Raw genomic sequence first — 19,463 nt, 5'->3', positions numbered from 1 at the left:
GGCCGGCCCGCCCCCCCCCGGGGCGCCGCCCGGGCCGGCCCCCCCGGCCCGGCCGCACCGGCCGCCCCGGCCGCACGGCCCGCCCCGGCCGGACCGGCCGGTCCGGTCGACCGCACTTTGAGGAGCACCTGTGTCCGTCGTCCTCGACACCGCCGAGGTTCCGTCCGCCGACCGCGCCGAGTACTGGCACGAGGCCGTCTCCCACACCTTCATCCCGCTGGACGTGGCCCTGCTGGAAGCCGCGCCCGACCCCGCGACGATCACCAGCCACCGCCTGGGCGCCCTGCAGGTCTCCCTGGTCCAGGCCGGCCCCCAACGGGTCGAGCGCAGCGCGGCCTTGATCGCCCGCAGCGGGGAGGACCACCTCACGCTGGCGCTCCAGCACCGCGGTACGGCCCGGCTCGTCCAGGACGGCCACCAGGTGGAGCTGCGCCCGGGCACTTTCGCGATCTCCGACGCCGGACGACCGTTTGCCAAGGAACTGCCGGGGCCCTTCGTCTTCACGGCGTTCCACTGGCCGCGCTCGGCCGTGGGAGTGTCCGAGGAGGACCTGCGGGTGCTCACCGCGACGGCCTTCGGCACGGGTGACGACACCGCCCGCCTGGTCGCCGCCTACCTGGAGTGCCTGTCCCGGTCGGCCGGCTCGATGGAGCCGCACGTCGCCGCCTGGCTCGCCACCACGGCGCTCGACCTGCTTGCGGTGCTCGCCCACGAGCGGCGCGGCCGGTCGGTCCCGGAGGCATCCGAGGTGGCCCTGGCCACCCTGGCCCGGGTGAAGGACCACATCCTGCGCCACCTGGGGGATCCGGACCTCTCGCCCGAGGGGATCGCCGCGGCCCACCACGTTTCGGTGCGGTACCTGCACAAGCTCTTCCGCTTCGAGGGAGTGACGGTGGCCCGTTGGATACATCGCCAGCGGCTGGACATGTGCCGCCGCGACCTCGCCCGCCCGACGGCGGGCCGGGCGACCGTGGCCGCGGTCGCCGGGCGTTGGGGCTTCGTGAGCGCCAGTCACTTCAGCCGGGCCTTCCGGGCCGCCTACGGGGTCTCCCCGCGCGAGTGGCAGGCCTGCGCGGGGGCGGGCCCCGCGCAGCCGCCGTTGCCGGTCGACCCGCCGTTGCCGGTCGACCGGCCGGGGCGGGTCGACCGGCCGACGGGGTACGGCGTCGCGGTGTGAGCCCGGTGGCGGTCACCGGGCACCGGTCGTCGATCACCGGTCGGTGTGGAGCTCCGCGATGTAGCCGCCCGGGAACCGCACCATCGCGCTCGCCCGGCTGCCCACCGTGACCGGCCCCCACAGCACCGACGCGCCGGCGGCCTTCGCCCGGTCCAGGGTCGCGCCGAGATCGGGCACTCCGTAGCCGGTGAGCTCCCGGCCGAACGGGTGCGGCAGGTGGCCGTCCGTCACGGTGACCGTCGTGGTGCCGAAGCCGGAGGTGAGGCGCAGCAGCCGGTACGTCGTCCCGGGCAGCCCGATCGAGGCGCCGTCGGCCCGCCGGTCGTCGGAGACGATCCGGCCCTGGGCGAAGGACAGGTAGCTGCGCAGGAAGGCATCGACCGCGTCCGGCGACAGGTAGAGCCGGTTCTCCGGCACGCTCGCCAGGTCGGGGTAGGACGGCGGGGTGGTGTGCACGTAGAGCTGGGCGCTGATCCCGCCGGGGAACTGCACGACGGCGTCCCGGCCGATCGGATCGGCGAACGGTGCCACGGTCACGGCCGCGCCGTCGGCCCGGGCGGCCCGGACCGCCCGGTCGAGGTCGGTCACCAGCCAGCCGGTGCGCTCGGTGCCGAACGGGTAGGGCGCGGGCGTGGTGTAGTCGAACACGGACAGCGTGCCCACCGGGGAGAGCACCAGCTCGGAGAGCGTCCGGCTGGGCGTGGGCGTCACCTGGGTGGCGTTCGGACCGATCGTCGTCCCGCCGAAGGTGGCCACCCAACTGGCGACGAACTCCTGCTCGGTGCCCGGTGCGACGTAGACGTGGGTGGAGTCGTACTGCGGGCCGACCGCGAACTGCCGGTGCGTGCCGGGCTGCCTGGTCGGGGTGCTCTGGGTCGCCGAGGCGGTGGGGATCGCGGTCAGCGCCGCGATCGCCACCACCAGCGGGACCGCGCGGCGGGCGAAGCGTCGTTTCAAGGGGGACCTCCTGGTCGTGGTGCGCGCCCCGGCCTCCGCCTGTGCGGGGATACCGGGGCGCCTGGTCGTCGTGGGTGCCGCTCAGGGTGTCGGCGGGGCCTGGTGGGCGTCGGGGTCGAGGCCCGGCGGGCGGTCGGCGCGGTGGTCGGGAGCAGCAGCGTGGCGAGGCCGAGGGCGGTGGCGGGCCGCCCGTGCAGGATCAGCGCCCTGCCCGCGAGGCCGCCGAGCAGCATCGCCGGCGCGGTCACCCGGTCCGGGGGCCGATCCGCTCGAACACCTGACGGAACGTTAAGTCGTCGTCGGGTGACGGAATTAGCCCACAGCGCACCGCCTCCGGCCCCGGAGCGCACCAGCCGGCCGGTGCGGGGATCGTGCACGGGTGGTCAACGACGGCTGCGCGCAGCGCGAATCGGCCTGACGGAATGACAACTACCGTCCCAGGAATGCGACTTGGCCGGTAAACGGAAAATGGAACGGGCGTGTCCCGGACGATCGGACGGAACGGGCGGAAGGTCCGGGGCGGTCGAGCCGCCGTTTCGGCTACTTCGCGAGGAAGGCCAGCAGCGCCGAGTTCACCTCCTCGGCATGGGTCCACAGCAGGCCGTGCGGCGCGCCCTCGATCTCCACGTACTCGGCGGAGGGCAGCGCCCGGTGGAAGTGCCGTCCGGTGTTGTCGACCGGCAGGATGCGGTCGCCCGTCCCGTGCAGGATCAGGGCCGGCACGTCGATGCGCGGGATGTCGGCCCGGAAGTCGGTGTACCAGGTGGACGGCGCGGCGGCGGCGGCGTAGGAGCCGCCGCCCGCCGCGACGTTCCAGCTGTTGCGGACGGCCTCCTCGCTGATCCTGGTCCCGAGGTTCTCGTCGAGGTTGTAGAAGTCCCGGAAGAAGTCGCTGTAGTAGGCGTAGCGGTCGGCCTTCACCGCCGCGACGATGCCGTCGAAGAACTCCTTCGGGGCGGCCCCGTCCGGGTTGTCGTCGGTCTTGAGCAGGCAGGGCTCCAGGGAGGCGAGGAAGACGACCTTGGCGACGCGGGCGGAGCCGTACGTCGCGACGTAGCGGGCGACCTCCCCGGTGCCCATCGAGAAGCCGACCAGCACGGCGTCCCGGACGTCGAGGGTTTCCAGCACGGTCTTGAGGTCGGCGGCGAAGGTGTCGTAGTCGTAGCCGGTGGTCGGCTGGGAGGACTGACCGAAGCCGCGGCGGTCGTAGGTGATCACCCGGTAACCGGCGTCGAGCAGCGCGTCGGCCTGCCGCTCCCAGGAGTGCCCGTCCAACGGGAACCCGTGGATGAGGACGACCGGCTGCCCGGAGCCGTGGTCCTCGTAGTAGAGCTCGACGGGGGCGGAGTTCTCCTGGCCGACGGTGATGAACGGCATGGCTCTGGCCTCTTCCTCTGGGGCAGCGCATGGCTGGTGTGGACCACACGCTAGGACCGGACGTGTGCGGACGGTTGCCTGCGCGGGTACCGCGTGTCGTCCGAGAGCGCCGGGATCCGGCCCACACCCCGGCGGGCAGCCCCGCGCCCCTCACACCACCGCCTCCGTACCCCTCGGTTGACCAGGCATTACTCCGAGATCGCTGCTGCACCACCCGGCAGGACCTCATCCAGCGACACCGCTGTGACGGCTCACCAGTTCGCCGCTCAGCCCGTACTGACTACGCGTCCCCCCAGCAGTGAGGGTGGTGGTGGAGCCCGGAGGATGCTCTGGCACCATATGCCGATCAAGTGGCTCTCTTCGCCAAACCGCCTACCAGGGACGTTACGTGTCCGACCAGCACAGATCCAGCACCACCACCACCCGCGCCCGGCCGCGACAGCGCAGCAACAACCGGGCCATCGCGCTGAGCGCCGCCTGCGTGCTCCTGGCCGCGGGCGCGACAACGCTCGTCACCACCGGGCTGGTCGGGAGCTCCTCCCCGAGCGGCAGCGCTGTGGCACACTCGGCCCCCGGTGACGGGGCTTCGGCCGACACCACCACCGGCCTGCCGACCGCGGACACGACGAGCGCCGGTGCGAGCCCCAGTGCCTCCGCCTCGCCGTCCGGTTCGGGCTCGCCGTCCGCCACGGCCCCACCGTTCAAGTCCGTGTCCGCGTCGGCCTCGGCGTCCGCATCGTCGTCGCACCAGGCGTCTTCGAGCGCGTCCCTTCCCGCATCGGCCGCCGCCGGCCAGGGAGCGGCCCCGGTGAACAATGCCCCCGCGCCTGCGCCCGCGCCCGCGCGCGGACCGGCCGTCTTCACCGGCAAGGCGTTCGACACCTGCACCGCACCGTCCTCGGCCGCGATGCAGGCGTGGCACGGCCAGTCGCCCTACGGCGCGGCCGCGGTCTACATCGGAGGCCAGAACCGGGGCTGCTCGCAGCCGAACCTGACGTCCTCGTGGGTGCACACCGTGCGCGCCGCTGGATGGCAGATGATCCCGCTCTACGTGGGCGCGCAGCCGCCCTGCCAGACCTCCGGCAACCCGGAGCGGATCACCGCCGCCAACGCGGCCTCCCTCGGCTCCTCCGACGGCGCTGACGCAGTCGCCCACGCCGCCGGCCTCGGCATGGGCACGGGCAGCGCCATCTACCTCGACATGGAGGCCTACGACGCCTCCGACCGCGCGTGCAGCGGCGCGGTGCTGACGTACGTCCAGGCCTGGGACGCGGCCCTGCACGCCCACGGCTACTGGGCGGGCTTCTACGGCTTCGGCAAGTCCAGCGCCCTGGCCATGAGCCAAGCGGCATCGTCCGGTGCGACCGGCCTGCCGGACGCACTGTGGTACGCCCAGTACGACGGCACGGCTGACACCAGCAGCGGCTTTCCCTACCCCGCCGGCCAGTGGAGCGGCCCCTGGCGGGGCCACCAGTACGCGGTCGATCAGCAGGAGAGCTACGGAGGCGTATCCCTCACCGTCGACCACGACGCCTGGAACGGACCGGTCGCGGTGATCGGCTGATGCTCCCGGCCCACCCCGGGCAGTAACCAGTGGTGGCCCCGCGCTCTCCGGAAACCCCATAGGGCCCCGGCGTCCTTTGCCCGCCGAGCAGGCCGAGTCGGGTGTGGTCCGTGATCGACTCCGGTCAGGTGCGTTCGCACGAGCGCGGGGCGTCCCCGTCGATCCGGTCGGAGCGTCAGTTGCCCTCGGTTTCGAAGGTGCGCAGCAGATCGGCGGCGACGCTCACGGCAATGGTCGCGGGTGCCTTGCCGGTGATGTCGGCCAGCCCGATCGGGGTCTTGATCCGATCAATGGTGGCCTCGTCGTGACCGCCCTCGGTGGCGAGGCGTTTGCGGAACCGCACCCACTTGGCCGCCGACCCGATCAGCCCGATGGAGCCGAGGTGGGTCGTGCGCAAGGCGGCGTCGCACAGAGCGGCGTCCTCGGCGTGATCATGGGTCATGATCAGGATGTGGGTGCCGCGCGGCAACTCCGCCAGCACCTCCTCGGGCAGCAGCGGCGTGTGATGCACGTGCACCTGCGCCACCGCGTCCGCCAGCACGTCGAGCCGCTCCCGGGTGAGGGTGCCGGCGCGGGTGTCGATCAGATGGAGGTCGAGGTCCTGACGTGCCAGGATGCGCGCCAGTTCCAGCCCGACGTGCCCGACGCCGAAGATCGCCACCGCCCGTACCACCGGCAGCGGTTCGAGCAGCACCGAGACCGTGCCGCCGCAGCACTGCACGCCGTGCTGGTTGGTCACTTTGTCGTTGAGGGTGAAATCGATCAGTTCCGGCTCCGTCGTGGACGCGGCGATCATCTCCCGGGCCCGATCGATCGCGACGGCCTCGACATTGCCGCCACCGATCGAGCCCCACGTCTTGATCCGCCCCACAACGAGTTTCGCGCCGGCCTCGCGCGGGGCATGGCCGCGCACGGTCGCGACGGTCACGAGCACGCCGGACTCCCGGAGCGCTCGCAACCGTGCGACCGCGGCGACCCACGTCATGTCAGGCACCGTACAGCGCGCTTGCGTCGGTCCGGATCGCGCCGTTGGTGGCGTGCCCGTTGGTGGCGGACCCGTTGCGGGCGTGACCGCTCCCGGAGACGTCGCCCCGGCGAGCCGCCTGGATCGCCCAGTACACCGCCTCCGGCGTTGCGGGCGAGGCCAACTCGACGCTGACCCCGCTCGGCCCGAACGCGGCTGCGGCCTGCCGCAACGCCTCTCGCACCGAGAACGCCAGCATCAGCGGAGGCTCACCCACCGCCTTGGAGCCGTACACCGCGCCCTCTTCGCCGGCGTTCTCCAGAAGCGTGACGTTGAACTCCTCCGGCATCTCCGAAAAGCTCGGCAGTTTGTAGGTGCTCGCGGCCTGGGTCAGCAGCCGGCCGCGGTTCGGCCCGTCACCGGCGTCCCAGCGAAGGTCCTCGAGTGTCAGCCAACCCGCGCCCTGCACGAAACCACCCTCGACCTGACCGATGTCGATCATCGGGGACAGGCTGTCGCCGACATCGTGCACGATGTCCACCCGCCGGATGCGGTACGCGCCGGTGAAGCCGTCCACCTCCACCTCGGCTGCGGCGGCGCCATGGGCGAAGTACTTGAACGGCGAGCCCCTGAACGTCTTCGCATCCCAGTGCAGCCCCTCGGTCCGGTAGAAACCGGCCGCCGACAACTGAACGCGCTGGAAGTACGCGCTGCGCACCAGGTCGTCCCAGGCCAGCTCCTCGTCACTGCCCAGGCTACGCGCGACGCCCTCGACGATGCGCACGTCCGAGGCGTACGAACCCAGCTGGGTGGCAGCCACCTGCAGCAGCCGCTCGCGCAACTGCTCGCAGGCGTTCTTCACCGCCGCTCCGTTGAGATCCGCCCCGGCACTGGCGGCGGTGGCAGAGGTGTTGGGCACCTTGTCGGTTCGCGTCGGGGCCAGCCGCACCTTCCGCAGCGGGATACCCAGCGTGGTCGCGGCCACTTGCAGCATCTTGGTGTGCAGGCCCTGGCCCATCTCGGTGCCGCCGTGGTTGATCAGGACCGAGCCGTCCTTGTAGATCAGCACCAGCGCGCCGCCCTGGTTGAAGGCGGTGAGGTTGAACGAGATTCCGAACTTGAGGCCGGTGACCGCAAGTGCCCGCTTGGTGTTCGGGTGCGCGGCATTGAAGGCGGCGATCTCGCGCTTGCGATCGGTGATGCCGGCGTTGTCCTGAACCTGGCGCCAGACGGCGGAGATCCGTTCGGGCTGAACGAGCGGCTGTCCGTACGGCGTCGTCTGACCCTGCCGGTAGAAGTTGCGCTCCCGCAACTCCATCGGATCCAGGCCCAGCAGCGGCGCGCAGCGGCCCATGATGTCCTCGATCACCAGCATGCCCTGCGGTCCGCCGAAGCCGCGGAAGGCGGTGTTGGAGACCTTGTTGGTCCTGGCGACCCGACCGGCGATGCGTGCGTTGGGAATCCAGTAGGTGTTGTCGATGTGGCACAGCGCGCGGGCCACCACCGGTTCGGACAGATCCAGGCTCCAGCCACCGTCCGCGGTCAGGGTGGCGTCCAGGGCCTGGATGCGGCCATCGGCGTCGAAGCCGATCTTCCACTCGGCGTGGAACCCGTGCCGCTTACCGGACATGGTCAGGTCCTGAGTCCGGTTGAGCCGCACCCGAACCGGACGGCCGGTCAGCTTGGCGCCGAGCGCGGCGACGGCCGCGAACCCGTGCGGCTGCATCTCCTTGCCGCCGAAGCCGCCACCCATCCGCAGGCACTGCACGGTCACCTCGTGGCTGTGCAGGCCGAGCACGTGCGCGACGATTTCCTGGGTCTCCGAAGGATGCTGGGTGCTGCTCTGGACGAACACCTGCTCGGCCTCGTCGATGTAGGCCAGCGCCGCGTGCGTTTCGAGGTAGAAGTGCTCCTGGTCGGAGAACTGGAACTCGCCGGTGAACACGTGCGCGGAGTCGGCGAAGCCGGCGTCGACGTCGCCGGTCAGCATCACGGGCCGAGCGCCGTGGAAACTGCCGGCCGCGATCGCCTCCTGAAGCGTGATCAGGGAGGGCTGTTCGTCGAGGTCCACCTCGACGGCCGCCGCACCCAGCCGGGCTGCCTCCAGGGTCTCGGCGAGCACCCAGGCGACGGCGTGGCCGTAGAACATGACCGTGTCGGGGAACAGCGGTTCGTCGTGCTTCATCCCGGCGTCGTTGACGCCGGGCACGTCGGCACCGGTCAGCACGCGGACCACACCGGGCACGGCGAGCGCGGGCTCGGTGCGCAGCGCGGTGATCCTGCCGTGGGCCTTCATGACCTGGACCGGGTAGGCGTGCAGCACGCCCCTGGTGCGATGGATCAGGTCGTCGGTGTAGAGCGCGGTGCCGGTGACGTGCAGGACGGCACTCTCGTGCGGCATCGAGAGGCCGACGACGGGCTTCTCGGGGCGCTCGGACAACTGGCTCACGACGACACCGCCTCGGTGGTCTGCGCGTACAGTTTCAGCAGGCTCTGGCCGAGCATCGCGGAGCGGTAGTCGGCGCTGGCGCGATGATCGTTCATCGGCGTGCCTTCGGCCTGCAGCACCCGGGCCGCGGCCTCGGCGGTCCCCGCCGCCCACGGCTTTCCCTCCAGGGCCGCCTCGGTGGCGAGGGCGCGGATCGGGGTGGCGGCCACGCCGCCCAGGCCGATGCGTGCCTTGCGGACGATCCCGTCCTCGATGTCGAGGGCGAAAGCGACTGCCACGCTGGAGATGTCGTCGAAGCGCCGCTTGGCGACCTTGTGGAATGCCGTGACCGGCGAGAGCGGCAGCGGGATGCGCACCGTGCGGATCAGCTCGCCGGGACGGCGCACGCTCTGCCGGTAGCCGGTGAAGTAGTCCGCCAGCGGGACCTCGCGCTCACCGTCGGCGTCGGCGAGCACCACCGATGCCTCCAGTGCGAGCAGCACCGGCGGGCTGTCACCGATGGGGGAACCGGTACCCAGGTTGCCGCCGAGGGTCGCACCGTTGCGGATGAGCCGGGATGCGAACTGCGGGAACAGTTCCGCCAGCAGCGGGACGCCGCCGTCGAGGCGGCGTTCGATCTCGGTGAGCGTCAGCGCCGCCCCGATCTCGAGGTGGTCGGATCCGGCCCGCAGCTCCCGCAGTTCGGAGAGCCGGTCGATGGAGACCACGCAATCCGCCCGGCGGGAACGGATGTTCACCTCCACGCCCCAGTCGGTGGAGCCGGCGACCACCACCGCGTCGGGCCGCTCCCGCAGCAACTGCAGCGTTTCGGCCAGGGTGCTCTTCCGTAGGAACGCGGTGCCGTCCTGGGTGTATTCGGTGGCAACCGGTGTGGGCGGAGACTGCTCTCGACGCTGCGTCAGCGGGTCCTCATCGGTGGGCGCACCGACGGCGAACGCGGCATCGCGGATCGGGCGATAGCCGGTGCAGCGGCACAGGTTTCCGCTCAGGGCGTGCAGATCGAAACCGTTCGGACCGTGCTCGGCGTCGGTGCTGTCGGCCGCGTCCGCGTGCGCGCAGCGGTCTGGTCGGTAGTACTCGGCGGCCATGCTGCAGATGAATCCCGGCGTGCAGTAACCGCATTGGGAGCCGCCGCGGACCGCCATCTCCTCCTGCACCGGGTGCAGGGTGGGCGGCATGCCGGGTCCGCCGGGGGTGGCGAGACCTTCGGCGGTGACGATCTCCTGACCGTCGAGCGCCGCGACGGGGACCAGGCAGGCGTTGACCGCCACCCAGTCGGTGGGCTTGTGCACCCCGGGACGGGCCACCAGGACCGAGCAGGCGCCGCATTCGCCCTCGGCGCAGCCCTCCTTGGTGCCGGTGAGGCCACGCTCGCGCAGGAAATCCAGCACGGTGGTGTGGGGCGCAGCCGGTGAAATCGGAGTTTCTCTCCCGTTGACCGTGATCCGCGCCGCTACCATGACAGGCCTTCGTTTCGGTGCGTGATGGGTCGATAGTTCATGTTCGCCAATTTCAGGCAGCTTTCTGTGTTCAGACGCGCCACGTGAGAGGAGCGGGCGCAAAACGACAGGCGACACTGACTGCCGGGAGGTGGTGACGGGAAACGGCAGGCAACGGTGACTGCCGGGAGGTGGTGACGGGAAACCCGGAATGTGCCACGGACGGGCACATCAGAACGGCGTTGCTCAGCAGCCGTGCGCGATTCGACCCGGAACCCAGACCGTGCGTCGGGCGAGGCGACCCAGATCAGAGTCGGTGTACATCTGCTGGTCGCCTCCTTTCGGTAGCTACGGGTCGGCGTCTACCGCAAAGTAGTGGCTCGGGCCACCGAGGTCAAGAGGCTGACCTCGGTCGAAAGGAGATCCGGACGGGGCGTGGAGATGACGCTTTCCCACAGCCGGGTCGAGTCCCGCAGGGAACCGGCCGAGGGCGGCAGGCCGGATCGATGCACGGCGACGGGCCCGGAGCGCAGAGCCCCCGGGCCCGCCGTCCGCGGCCGTCGGCGTGGGGCCGCGGTCAGCCGCAGGCGAGCCGGTCGGCCTGGTGGATCAGGTCCTGGGCCTGGCGGGCGAGGTTCCTGGCCGTTGTCGGGGGGCAGGCCCTGTCGGCCGGCGTGAGTGGGCCTGGGCTGAGAGGCACCGTCGCCCGGGGTCGACCAGTGGGCGGGCGCTCATTCCGGCTGCCGTGAGCTCGGTGGCCGGTCTGGACGGTGGCTTCATCGGGATGTCATCGGCCGCTGCCACTGTCGTCCGGTGACCTCGGCCGACCGCGTACCGCATCGGAGGGCGGGCGTGTGGGCCGACTGTGTGTGGAGGATCGAATGCGAGCACGAAGGATTGTGGCCGCGTCAGCCGGGCTTCTGCTGACGGCCGGGCTTACGGCGGCCCAGGGGGCCACGGCCCAGGGGGCCACGGCGCGAGTGGCCGCTCCCTGCGAGGGCACCTACACGATCGTTGTCGGGGGCACCGGCAGCTCGTGGGACCACGACAACTTCACCGGCAACATCCAGCAGCACGTCGGGTACCCCACCCAGATCCCCAACGGCGCGAGCACGCGGGCGGGCGTCAACGAGCTGAACCGGCTGGTCCGCGACCAGCGCGCCGCGTGCCCGGGCCAGCACGTCAAGATGGCCGGGTACTCCTTGGGTGCCGGGGTGGTGCACGTCTGGGTCAGCGAGAACTGGCGGACGTTCGACAACGTCAACGCCATCCTCGTCGCGGACCCCAAACGTCAAGGCCCTCCCGGTGCCAACGGCGGAGCCGTGCCGTTCGGCGGCCTGATCGGCCCGCCGCTCGCCGGTGCCGACAGCGACTTCGGCAATGTGCCCGTCAAGACGATCTGTCACTGGGACTACGTCTGCGACGAGTCCGCCGGTATCTGGACCTACCCGGCCAACCACATGAACAACTACCCCGAAGACTTCAACATGGATCACCACAACGACAGCGCCAACGAGCAGTGGTACAACGGCGCCTGGTACCCCCGGTAACCACGGTACGCGCAGCCCGCGTCCGTGGCCGAGTTCCTCCACCCCCTGTCAGCGGCCGGGAACGTCCGGCCACCGACAGGGGGTGCGGCCTCTTCATCGGGATGTCATCACCCCTCCCCAATATGGCCGTGTTCAGTCAAACGCCCGTACCGCAGGGGAAGGACGGCTCGATGGCACGGAGGAGATTCACCGCGAGGCTGCCGATCGCGGTCATGGCCGCAGTGGCGTTGGTGAGTACGACGGCGGCCGCCGGGGCACCGGCTAGCCGGTCAACGACCGCCGGGGCGGCGACCGTTGGAGCGGGGCCGGACAAGCCGACGATCCGCTACACCGAGTACGGGATTCCGCACATCATCGCCTCGAACTGGGAGGGCCTGGGGGAGGGCTACGGATACGCCGCGGCCAAGGACAACATCTGCACCCTGGCCGACACCTATCTGATGGTCGATGCCCAGCGGTCCCGTTATCTGGGGGCCGATGGCAGGACGAGCCCCGGCGAGCACCAGAACACCACCACCAATCTCAACAGTGACCTGTACTTCCAGCGGATCAACGACAACCGGGTGGTGGAGCGGGCGATCGACCAGCCCGCCCCCAACGGTCCGGAGCCGGAGGTCAGGGAGGGCATCCGCGGCTACGTCCAGGGGTACAACAGGTACCTGGCCGAGACCGGCGTGAACAACATCTCCGACCCGGCCTGCCGCGGTGCGGCCTGGGTGCGGCCGATCACGGAGCTGGACGTCTACCGGCACGCGCACGCCGAGATCATCATGGGCGTCGCCGATCCGCTGCTGGACGGTGAGGTGAACGCCGTGCCCCCGGGGGCGGCAGCCGCCGCGCCGCCGGCGGTCTCCGCCGAGGAGACCGCGTCGAAGATCCGCGACGCGATGGCCGTCAGCCGCCGGCAGAGCATGGGCAGCAACGCCCTGGCGGTCGGTGCCCAGGGGGTGTCCGGGGGTACCAGCATGCTGCTGGCCAACCCGCACTTCCCCTGGCAGGGCAAGAACCGGATGTGGCAGAGCCAGTTGACCATCCCTGGAAGGATCAACGTCTCCGGGGGCAGCCTGCTCGGCCTGCCCGCGGTGAACATCGGGCACAACGACGACGTCGCCTGGAGTCACACCGTCGCCACGGTGGCCCCGTTCGGGCTGTTCGACGTGCAGGTGGACCCGCTGCACCCGACCAACTACCTGGTGGACGGCACCTGGCAGCCGATGACCTCGCAGCAGGTCGGGGTCGACGTGCTGAACGCGGACGGCTCCGTCGCCAGGGTCACCAGGACGCTGTGGTCCACCCGCTACGGCCCGATCACCGCGTCGATGCAGGGCGTCGCGCTGCCCTGGGTGGTGAGCGCGCACGCGGTGCGCGACGCGAACATGGGCAACCTGCGGGCGTTGAACACCTGGTTCCACCTCGACCAGGCCAAGGACGTCAACGACGTGGTGAACACCCTGGAGACCACGGAGGGCGTCCCGTTCTTCAACACCGTCGCCTCCGACCGCAAGGGCAACGCCCTGTACGCGGACATCCAGGCCACCCCGAACATCACCGACGCGCACGCGCGGTCCTGCCTCACCCTGACCGGCCAGCTGCTGTTCAACCAGTCGCTGCGGCTGCCCAACGTGCCGCCCGTCTCCATCTTCGACGGCAAGCGCAGTGAGTGCGACTGGCCCGACGACCCGAACGCGGTCGCGCCGGGACTGCTGGACCCGCACAAGCAGCCACGCCTGATCCGCTCCGACTTCGTGGGCAACGCCAACGACAGTGCCTGGCTGGCCAACCCCGAGCAGCCGCTGGCCTTCCCGAGGGTGATGGGCGACACGGGGACGGCCCGCTCGCTGCGCACCCAGGAGCTGATCCTGACCGCGCAGAACCGGATCAACGGCACCGACGGCCTGCCGGGCAGGGGTTTCACGCCGGAGAACATGCAGCAGTTGCTGTTCGCCGACAACAGCAGGGCGGCCGACCTGGCACTCAACGCCACGGTGAGCGCCTGCCAGGGCGCGCCGTTCGGGCTCGTCCTGGTGGACGGCAACCTGGTCAACATCAGTGAGGCGTGTCCGATCCTGGCCGCCTGGAACCACAAGTACACCTCGGACAGCCGGGGTTCCTGGTTGTTCGAGAACTTCTGGTTCAACCTGACCGGCGGGCAGGCGGTCGAGAAGCTGCCGTGGCGGGTCCCCTTCGACCCCAAGGACCCGGTGCACACGCCCAATTCGCTGGACGCCGGGAACGACAACGTCCGCAACTCGCTTGCCCGGGCCGTCCTCGCGCTGCGCAACGCGGGCATCCCGCTGAACGCGCGGCTGTCGGACGTCCAGAAGGTCACCCGCAACGGCGAGCAGATTCCGATCCACGGCTCGCTCCACGAGCTGGGCGTGCTGAACGTGGTCACGCCCGGCCTGGTCGACGGCAAGTTCGACATCACCTTCGGCTCCAGCTTCATCCAGGAGACGCGGTTCACCGCCGACGGCCCGCCGCAGTCCTCCTCGGTGCTGGCCTACTCCCAGTCGGCCAACCCGAACTCGCCGCACTACGCCGACCAGACCCGGCTGTTCTCGGCGGGCCAGTGGGTGACGGAACGTTACACCGAGGACCAGATCGCGGCCTCACCGGCCCTGGAGGTCAAGGTCCTTGACTGAGGCCGCGCGCACACGACGACACCCACGAGGGGGAACACCATGACGAGGACACTGAACCGCTGGCGAACAGTGGTGGCCCTGCTGGCCGCCGTCGTCGGGATCGTGGCGACGGCCACGACGGCCGTTCCGGCCCAGGCCGCCGGCACCGGGGCGCCGCCGCGGATGACGGACGGGTTCGGCCTGACCCAGGTCGACACGTCCGTGGGCGGCTCCACCAACTTCTACCTCACCGTGACCACGCCCGAGGTCACGGGCAAGCACCACATCAAGATCATCCTGCCGAGCGGCTACTACGACGACCCAGCCAGGCGCTACCCGGTGCTGTACTTCCTGCACGGTTCGCCCGACGACCCGGTCCAGCAGAACTATCCGGCGCTGACCACCTCGAACGCGATGATCACCGTCATCCCGGACGGCGGCGCGCGGGGCTGGTACGCCAACTGGCTCAACCAGAACACCCAGCTCGGCGCCCAGAACTGGGAGAACTTCCACCTCAAGCAGGTGATCCCGTTCATCGACGCGAACCTGCGGACCATCGCCACCAAGAAGGCCAGGGCCGTCGCGGGCGTCTCCATGGGAGGGTTCGGAGCCCTCCACTACGCCCAGGACCACCCCGAACTGTTCAGCCAGACCGCGTCCCTGTCCGGAGACATCGACCTGTCGGTCGACTCCATGGACCTGCGACTGGCCGTCGTCGCTTCCCTCATCGACGGCCAGGGCGCGATCTGCGGCTCGTCGTCCGGATTCTGCGACCCGGCGAACGACCCCTACAAGCCGGGCGTGGACAGCGACGCCCTGTTCGGTACGCCCTACCCGGTGTTCAACGCGGACTGGCGGTGGAACCAGGCCGACCCGTCCCAGCACATGGACAAGCTCTCCGGCGTCGGGGTCTCCATCTACGTGGGCAACGGACGCGGCGTGCCCACCGATCTGGAGTTCTGGCTCGAAGGCGCCTCCAAACACGTCAAGGACCGCATGGACGCCCTGGGCATGCCCTACTACTACGTCGACTACGGAGACGGCTCCGCCTGGGGCACCCAGTGCAACGGCGGCCACAGCGGCGGCTGCTGGGAACAGGACCTCCGGGACCTGATCCCCCGGCTGGAACGGGCCTTCGCGTCCTGACCGTTCGGGGCTCCACCGGGTACGCCGCGGTGGAGCCCCCTCACCGCGTGGCCCCGGTGAGGCCGAGGCCGGCTTCGTCCCCGTGCAGGATCATCTGGCACGTCCGCCGCAGCATCCGACTCGGCGGAACCCCCAGGTCGCCGGCCAGACGGCGGCGAGCGCGCTCGAACACGGCCAAGGCGTCGGCCTGTCGGCCACTACGGTACAGCGCACGCATCAGCATCGCGGCCACCGGCTCGTTCAGGGGGTGCTCCGCGGACAAGGCGGTCAGCTCGGCGATCGCCTCGGAGCACCGGCCCAGCCGCAGCTGCCATTCCACCTTCCGCTGCGCGACGGTGATCCTGCGCTCGGCGAGTCGCAGCCGCTCAAGCTCGGCGAGCGGGCCGGGCAGGCCGGCCAGGAGCTCCCCACGGAACAGGTCCAACGCCTGCGAACAGAGGCGGACCGCCTCGGCCGGTTCGCCCGCTCGATGGGCCGTCCCGGCCTCGGTGACCAGGTCCTCCAGGCGGGTCAGGTCCACTTCGGCCACGCCGGCGGCCAGACGGTAGCCACACCGGTCGTGTTCGATCACCGAGTCCGGGCTGTCCCCGATGCGCAGGGTCTTGCGCAGCCGGTAGATGTGGACCGGCACCACGTTCGTGACCGGCGGCTCCAACCCCCATACGCCGTCGAGCAGTTCCTGCTGGCTGATTGTCCGCCCCGCGCGCAGCGCCAGCGCCGCCAGTACGGCCTGCTGGCGCAGATGTCCCAGGTCCAGGGACCGCCCGTCCTGCCATGCCCGCAGTGGTCCGAGCACCGAGATCTGCACCTTCGGTCCAGCCGCCCGGCCGACGGCGCTCCGCAGTACCGGGCTCACCACCTGCGTGCGGGGGCCGCGGCCAGGGGAGACGAGTCCGCAGTCGAAGGCATGGACGATGGCGGCGGCCCGGTCGCGCAGCCCGAGCTTCACGAGGATCCGCGCGAGGTGTCCGGCCACGGCGTCCTCGGGGATGGCGAGGGCAGCGGCGATCTCGTCGTCCCTCAGGCCGCAGCCGACCGCCTGGAGCACCTCGCGCTCCTGATGCCCGAGCACGGCGGCGCTCGGCCGGCTGGTGGTGGCGGTCGTCGGCATCGTCGCTCCCTGGACTCTGAGCCGGCCGGGCTGGCGGAGGCCGTCGACACGGTAGTAAGGGGAGTACCGGGCGGGGAATCCGGAACGATCCGGAGTAGCGCGCGCGACGGCTCCCGACGGACCGGCGCACGCGTGTGGCCACCACCTGGTTGCCGGTGGTGGGACTCATGATGGTCCCCACCCGTACGAGCGAGTGCGTCGGCCGCCGGCCTCCTCACCCCGACCGGCCACTGACCCCGGTTCACCCCGGAGTTCCCCGTGGTGGTCAGGGGCAGTGGACGAGGCTGGGGTGGTCCTTGGTACGGACGGCGGGGAGCCAGCCGGTGGCCGGGCCGGGCAGGTGGATGCGGTACCAGAGCGTGGAGGAGTGGTCCTCCTCGTCGATGATCGGGAGACCGGTGGGGAGTTGGCAGTCGGCGTCGAGGGTGTCGTCGTTCCAGACGCGAGTGGGGATGACGTTCTCGGCAGTGTAGGGACGCTGGGGGTCGACGGCGAGGCCGAGGCTGCACTGGGGGTCGCGGTCGGTGCGGCCCTGGCAGCCCCGTTCGGCGTTGAAGACCTTGATGCGGGCGGAGTGCGCGGGTGGGCCGGGGTGCGGCCAGAAAGCGGTGGCGGTGGCGGCGACGGCGGCTGTGGCGCAGGTGGCGATGGCGAGCAGGACGGCCCGCGGTCGTGGGCGGCGTGGGCGGTGGCCCGTCTGGTGGGCGTCGATGCGGGCGAGCAGGCTCTCGGCGGTGTGCGGGGCGCGGGCGGCGTGGGTGGGGGCGAGGCAGTCGGCGGCGAGGGCGCGCCAGAACGGGGGGACGGCGGGGGCCAGGCGCAGGGCGGCGCGGCCTTCCGCGTACTGCTGGGCGGCGGCGCTGCGGGCGGTGGAGGTGGCGCCCGGGAAGGGTGGGAAGCCGGCGGCGAACACCTCGTGGATCACGATGCCGAGCGCCCAGATGTCGGCGGTGGTGCGGATCTTGACGCCGTTTTCGCCGAGCGGTTCCTTCCAGCGTTCCGGCGGAAGGTAGTCGGGGGTGCCCATGGGGGCGCAGTGGCCGTGAGTGCCGGTGAGTTCGATGGCGAGGCCGAAGTCGGAGAGGCGGACCTCGCCGTCCCGGCCGATGAGGACGTTCTCGGGTTTCAGGTCGGTGTGGACCCAGCCGGAGCGGTGCAGGTGGGCCAGGCCCTCGCAGATGCCGGCGACGATCCGGCCGGCCCGGGCCTCGTCGACGCCGCTGGCGAGCAGGTCGCGAAGGGTGCACCGGGCGCGTTCCATGACCAGGACGATCGCGCCGTCGAGCGCGGGGTGGTCGGGGGCGGCCAGGACGAGGGTGTCGATCAGGCGGACCAGCCGGGGGTGCGGGGTGGTGCGGGCCAACTCGGCTTCGCGGCGGGCGGCTTCGGCGACCTGGCGGGCCTGGCGGGGGGCGAGTCCGGCGGTCGGCAGCACCTTGAGGGCGACCGTGTCGTCCATACCGTCTGCGCTGTCCGAGCCGTCCGAAGCGGCAGCGCCCTCGGCCCGGCGGGCGGCGTAGACGGTCGCCCAGCCGCCTTCGCCGATGCGGCCGGTGACGGTCCAGCCGCCGATCCGGTGACCGGGCGGCAGCAATTCCTCACCGTCCCCGCAGAAGGTCGGGTCGTGCACCATCGGCGGCCTCCCTATCGTCCGGGCCCGGTGAGATCGGGGCGCGGCAGGAGTGCGAGGTGCTCCTCGCGGACGATGCCGAACTTCAGAGCGAGTCCGACGACGGCCTCGCGTTTGCCGTTGCGGCGGTCCGCGCGGCCCGCGCCGTCGGGCAGGTCGATGCGGAGCTTCTCGTCGGCGAGGTAGTCGAGGTGCGAACTGACCGCGCGCGCGGTGAGTCGGGCGCAGGCGGGATGGCCGTGCAGCCGCGCGACCACCTGGGGGGTGGTGGGCACGGCGGCGGGGGAGAGGTCGCGCAGCCACGGTTCGCAGAGCGCGACCAGGACCAGGAAGTAGGTGGCGGTCTCGTCCAGCGAGTACGCCGTCATGGTGCGGCTCTCCCAGGAGCCGCCGCGGGCGTGCGGGTCGAGGTAGACGTGGTCGGGCGCGAACACCTGGAAGGACAGCGGGGTTTCACGCCGCGAGGCCAGCACCACCCGGGAGAACTCGAACGGGATCGGCGCGCCGATCCGCCGCGGCGGCACCCGAAGGTACTCGCCGGCGCCCTCCGGGTTCTCCACCAGGTAGGCGTGGGTGTTGCTGAGATTGCTCAACTGCCAGTGGTCGTCGGTCGCGTGGATCTCGCCGGCCAGCCGGGAGACCGTCTCGTCGCCGAGGCGGAGCTCCACCGGCGTGCCGGCCGAGCCGCGGCCGAAGCGCGCCCGCTCTCCCGGACCGAGCCGCAAGGTCACCGCGTCGTCGCCGTTCCCCTCCGGCAGGTGGACGAGAATCCCGCTCACCGTTCCTCCGTCCCGCGCACCGCTCTCCCGCTTCGCGTGCCGACCGTTGTCAGACGGACGAACGTTACCGCTTCGCGCATGACAATAAACCGCATGGTGGCGCAGGCCACTTGACGGGGAACCGGGGGAGCGGGCGGACGGGCGGTCAGAGCATCGGCGCCACCGACCGCAGCGGCGGATGCCGCGGTGGCGGTGCGGCCCGAGAGCGGGAGCACGAGTGCTCCCGCTCCGGCCGCCCGAAGCAGGCTCGCCTGCCGATCGGGCACATGGCTGTGCTCCAGGGGACTGCCGGTGGAGTCAGTTGACGGTGGGTCCGGCGGTGGTGTTGAGCCAGGCCCAGTCGGACCAGGTGGAGAATCCGGTCTGCCACTTGTGGTAGACGCCGGCGCTGCCGGCGCCGAAGACCTCGATCCGGCCGTCGGCGTTGGCCGTGGCGAAGATCTCGGTGCCGCCGCCGCCGAAGGTGTCCCACTGGCCGTACGGCGCGTTGAGGCCGGTCTGCCAGATGTGCTGTGCGGTACTGCCGTTGATGGCGAACGCCTCCACCCGGCCGTCCGGCGAACGCTCACTGCTGAGCCGGGAGTCGGCGGGTCCGCCGGTGGCTTCCCAGTCGGACCAACTGGTCGGGTTGGTCTGGTACTTGTGGTAGACGCCGGCCGGGCCGGAGGCGAGGACTTCGAGGCGGCCGTCCTGGTTGTG

General features: G+C 71.2%; 14 protein-coding genes and 1 pseudogene. 5 read left to right on the top strand and 10 right to left on the bottom strand.

The features are described 5' to 3' along the window. Positions 1 to 130 precede the first annotated feature (130 nt). On the top strand, positions 131 to 1,177 hold the full coding sequence (locus ABZW30_RS25865) for a helix-turn-helix domain-containing protein (protein WP_355673572.1): 1,047 nt from the start codon (positions 131 to 133) through the stop codon (positions 1,175 to 1,177). A 33-nt stretch (positions 1,178 to 1,210) separates the two neighbouring features. On the opposite strand, the gene ABZW30_RS25860 is transcribed toward ABZW30_RS25865, so the two are convergent. The 3 genes from ABZW30_RS25860 to ABZW30_RS25850 all read right to left on the bottom strand — a co-directional run bounded on the left by ABZW30_RS25860 (position 1,211) and on the right by ABZW30_RS25850 (position 4,327). Beyond that, a complete protein-coding gene (locus ABZW30_RS25860) occupies positions 1,211 to 2,134 on the bottom strand; it encodes a glyoxalase (RefSeq protein WP_355673571.1) in 924 nt (307 codons plus the stop codon). A gap of 540 nt (positions 2,135 to 2,674) precedes the next feature. Beyond that, a complete protein-coding gene (locus ABZW30_RS25855) occupies positions 2,675 to 3,511 on the bottom strand; it encodes an alpha/beta hydrolase (protein ID WP_355673570.1) in 837 nt (278 codons plus the stop codon). 384 nt (positions 3,512 to 3,895) lie between these two features. Then, entirely contained in the window at positions 3,896 to 4,327 is a 432-nt protein-coding gene (locus ABZW30_RS25850; RefSeq protein ID WP_355673569.1) for a hypothetical protein, read from the bottom strand. Between ABZW30_RS25850 and ABZW30_RS25845 the strand changes: the two genes are divergently transcribed. Next, positions 4,320 to 5,075 (top strand): glycoside hydrolase domain-containing protein, encoded by a 756-nt coding sequence (locus tag ABZW30_RS25845; RefSeq protein ID WP_355673568.1) that lies wholly within the window; start codon positions 4,320 to 4,322, stop codon positions 5,073 to 5,075. The two genes, ABZW30_RS25850 and ABZW30_RS25845, sit on opposite strands and share 8 nt — an antisense overlap. Before the next feature lie 175 nt (positions 5,076 to 5,250). Here ABZW30_RS25845 and xdhC read toward each other — a convergent pair whose 3' ends face one another. The 3 genes from xdhC to ABZW30_RS25830 are packed head-to-tail and all read right to left on the bottom strand — an operon-like array spanning position 5,251 to position 9,948. Then, positions 5,251 to 6,060 carry a xanthine dehydrogenase accessory protein XdhC gene (gene xdhC, locus ABZW30_RS25840; protein WP_355673567.1) on the bottom strand — a complete coding sequence of 270 codons (810 nt, stop codon included), beginning with the start codon at positions 6,058 to 6,060 and terminating at the stop codon, positions 5,251 to 5,253. A gap of 1 nt (position 6,061) precedes the next feature. Continuing rightward, entirely contained in the window at positions 6,062 to 8,488 is a 2,427-nt protein-coding gene (gene xdhB / locus ABZW30_RS25835) for a xanthine dehydrogenase molybdopterin binding subunit (RefSeq protein WP_355673566.1), read from the bottom strand. Further along, on the bottom strand, positions 8,485 to 9,948 hold the full coding sequence (locus ABZW30_RS25830) for an FAD binding domain-containing protein (protein WP_355673579.1): 1,464 nt from the start codon (positions 9,946 to 9,948) through the stop codon (positions 8,485 to 8,487). Before ABZW30_RS25830 ends, xdhB begins: the two co-directional genes overlap by 4 nt. Positions 9,949 to 10,808: 860 nt before the next feature. Here ABZW30_RS25830 and ABZW30_RS25825 point away from each other — a divergent pair. The 3 genes from ABZW30_RS25825 to ABZW30_RS25815 all read left to right on the top strand — a co-directional run bounded on the left by ABZW30_RS25825 (position 10,809) and on the right by ABZW30_RS25815 (position 15,244). After that, positions 10,809 to 11,477: a cutinase family protein gene (locus ABZW30_RS25825; RefSeq protein WP_355673565.1), complete on the top strand. Its 669-nt coding sequence runs from the start codon at positions 10,809 to 10,811 to the stop codon at positions 11,475 to 11,477. Positions 11,478 to 11,647: 170 nt separating this feature from the next. Then, positions 11,648 to 14,119, top strand: a complete 2,472-nt coding sequence (locus ABZW30_RS25820) for a penicillin acylase family protein (protein WP_355673564.1) — start codon at positions 11,648 to 11,650, stop codon at positions 14,117 to 14,119. Positions 14,120 to 14,158: 39 nt separating this feature from the next. Beyond that, positions 14,159 to 15,244: an alpha/beta hydrolase-fold protein gene (locus ABZW30_RS25815; protein WP_355673563.1), complete on the top strand. Its 1,086-nt coding sequence runs from the start codon at positions 14,159 to 14,161 to the stop codon at positions 15,242 to 15,244. Between the two features lie 40 nt (positions 15,245 to 15,284). On the opposite strand, the gene ABZW30_RS25810 is transcribed toward ABZW30_RS25815, so the two are convergent. The 4 genes and pseudogenes from ABZW30_RS25810 to ABZW30_RS25795 all read right to left on the bottom strand — a co-directional run. Further along, positions 15,285 to 16,355, bottom strand: a complete 1,071-nt coding sequence (locus ABZW30_RS25810) for a BTAD domain-containing putative transcriptional regulator (protein ID WP_355673562.1) — start codon at positions 16,353 to 16,355, stop codon at positions 15,285 to 15,287. A 265-nt stretch (positions 16,356 to 16,620) separates the two neighbouring features. Further along, positions 16,621 to 17,988, bottom strand: a complete 1,368-nt coding sequence (locus tag ABZW30_RS25805) for a serine/threonine-protein kinase (protein ID WP_355673561.1) — start codon at positions 17,986 to 17,988, stop codon at positions 16,621 to 16,623. An 11-nt stretch (positions 17,989 to 17,999) separates the two neighbouring features. Beyond that, a complete protein-coding gene (locus ABZW30_RS25800) occupies positions 18,000 to 18,764 on the bottom strand; it encodes a serine/threonine protein kinase (protein WP_355673560.1) in 765 nt (254 codons plus the stop codon). A 297-nt stretch (positions 18,765 to 19,061) separates the two neighbouring features. Beyond that, positions 19,062 to 19,463: pseudogene (locus ABZW30_RS25795) on the bottom strand (M23 family peptidase); the annotation flags it as partial.

This window comes from Kitasatospora sp. NPDC004669 (assembly GCF_040609455.1).
GTDB lineage: Bacteria > Actinomycetota > Actinomycetes > Streptomycetales > Streptomycetaceae > Kitasatospora.
The sequence above is the reverse complement of the archived record's forward strand: the minus strand, read 5'-3'. Positions and strand labels throughout refer to the sequence as shown.

What these genes read in the sequence shown, in the direction of transcription:
- ABZW30_RS25855 (WP_355673570.1), bottom strand. Translation starts at nt 3,511, where the DNA reads ATGCCGTTCATCACCGTCGGCCAGGAGAACTCCGCCCCCGTCGAGCTC.
- xdhC (WP_355673567.1), bottom strand. Translation starts at nt 6,060, where the DNA reads ATGACGTGGGTCGCCGCGGTCGCACGGTTGCGAGCGCTCCGGGAGTCC.
- ABZW30_RS25830 (WP_355673579.1), bottom strand. Translation starts at nt 9,948, where the DNA reads ATGGTAGCGGCGCGGATCACGGTCAACGGGAGAGAAACTCCGATTTCA.
- ABZW30_RS25825 (WP_355673565.1), top strand. Translation starts at nt 10,809, where the DNA reads ATGCGAGCACGAAGGATTGTGGCCGCGTCAGCCGGGCTTCTGCTGACG.
- ABZW30_RS25820 (WP_355673564.1), top strand. Translation starts at nt 11,648, where the DNA reads ATGGCACGGAGGAGATTCACCGCGAGGCTGCCGATCGCGGTCATGGCC.
- ABZW30_RS25815 (WP_355673563.1), top strand. Translation starts at nt 14,159, where the DNA reads ATGACGAGGACACTGAACCGCTGGCGAACAGTGGTGGCCCTGCTGGCC.
- ABZW30_RS25810 (WP_355673562.1), bottom strand. Translation starts at nt 16,355, where the DNA reads ATGCCGACGACCGCCACCACCAGCCGGCCGAGCGCCGCCGTGCTCGGG.
- ABZW30_RS25805 (WP_355673561.1), bottom strand. Translation starts at nt 17,988, where the DNA reads ATGGTGCACGACCCGACCTTCTGCGGGGACGGTGAGGAATTGCTGCCG.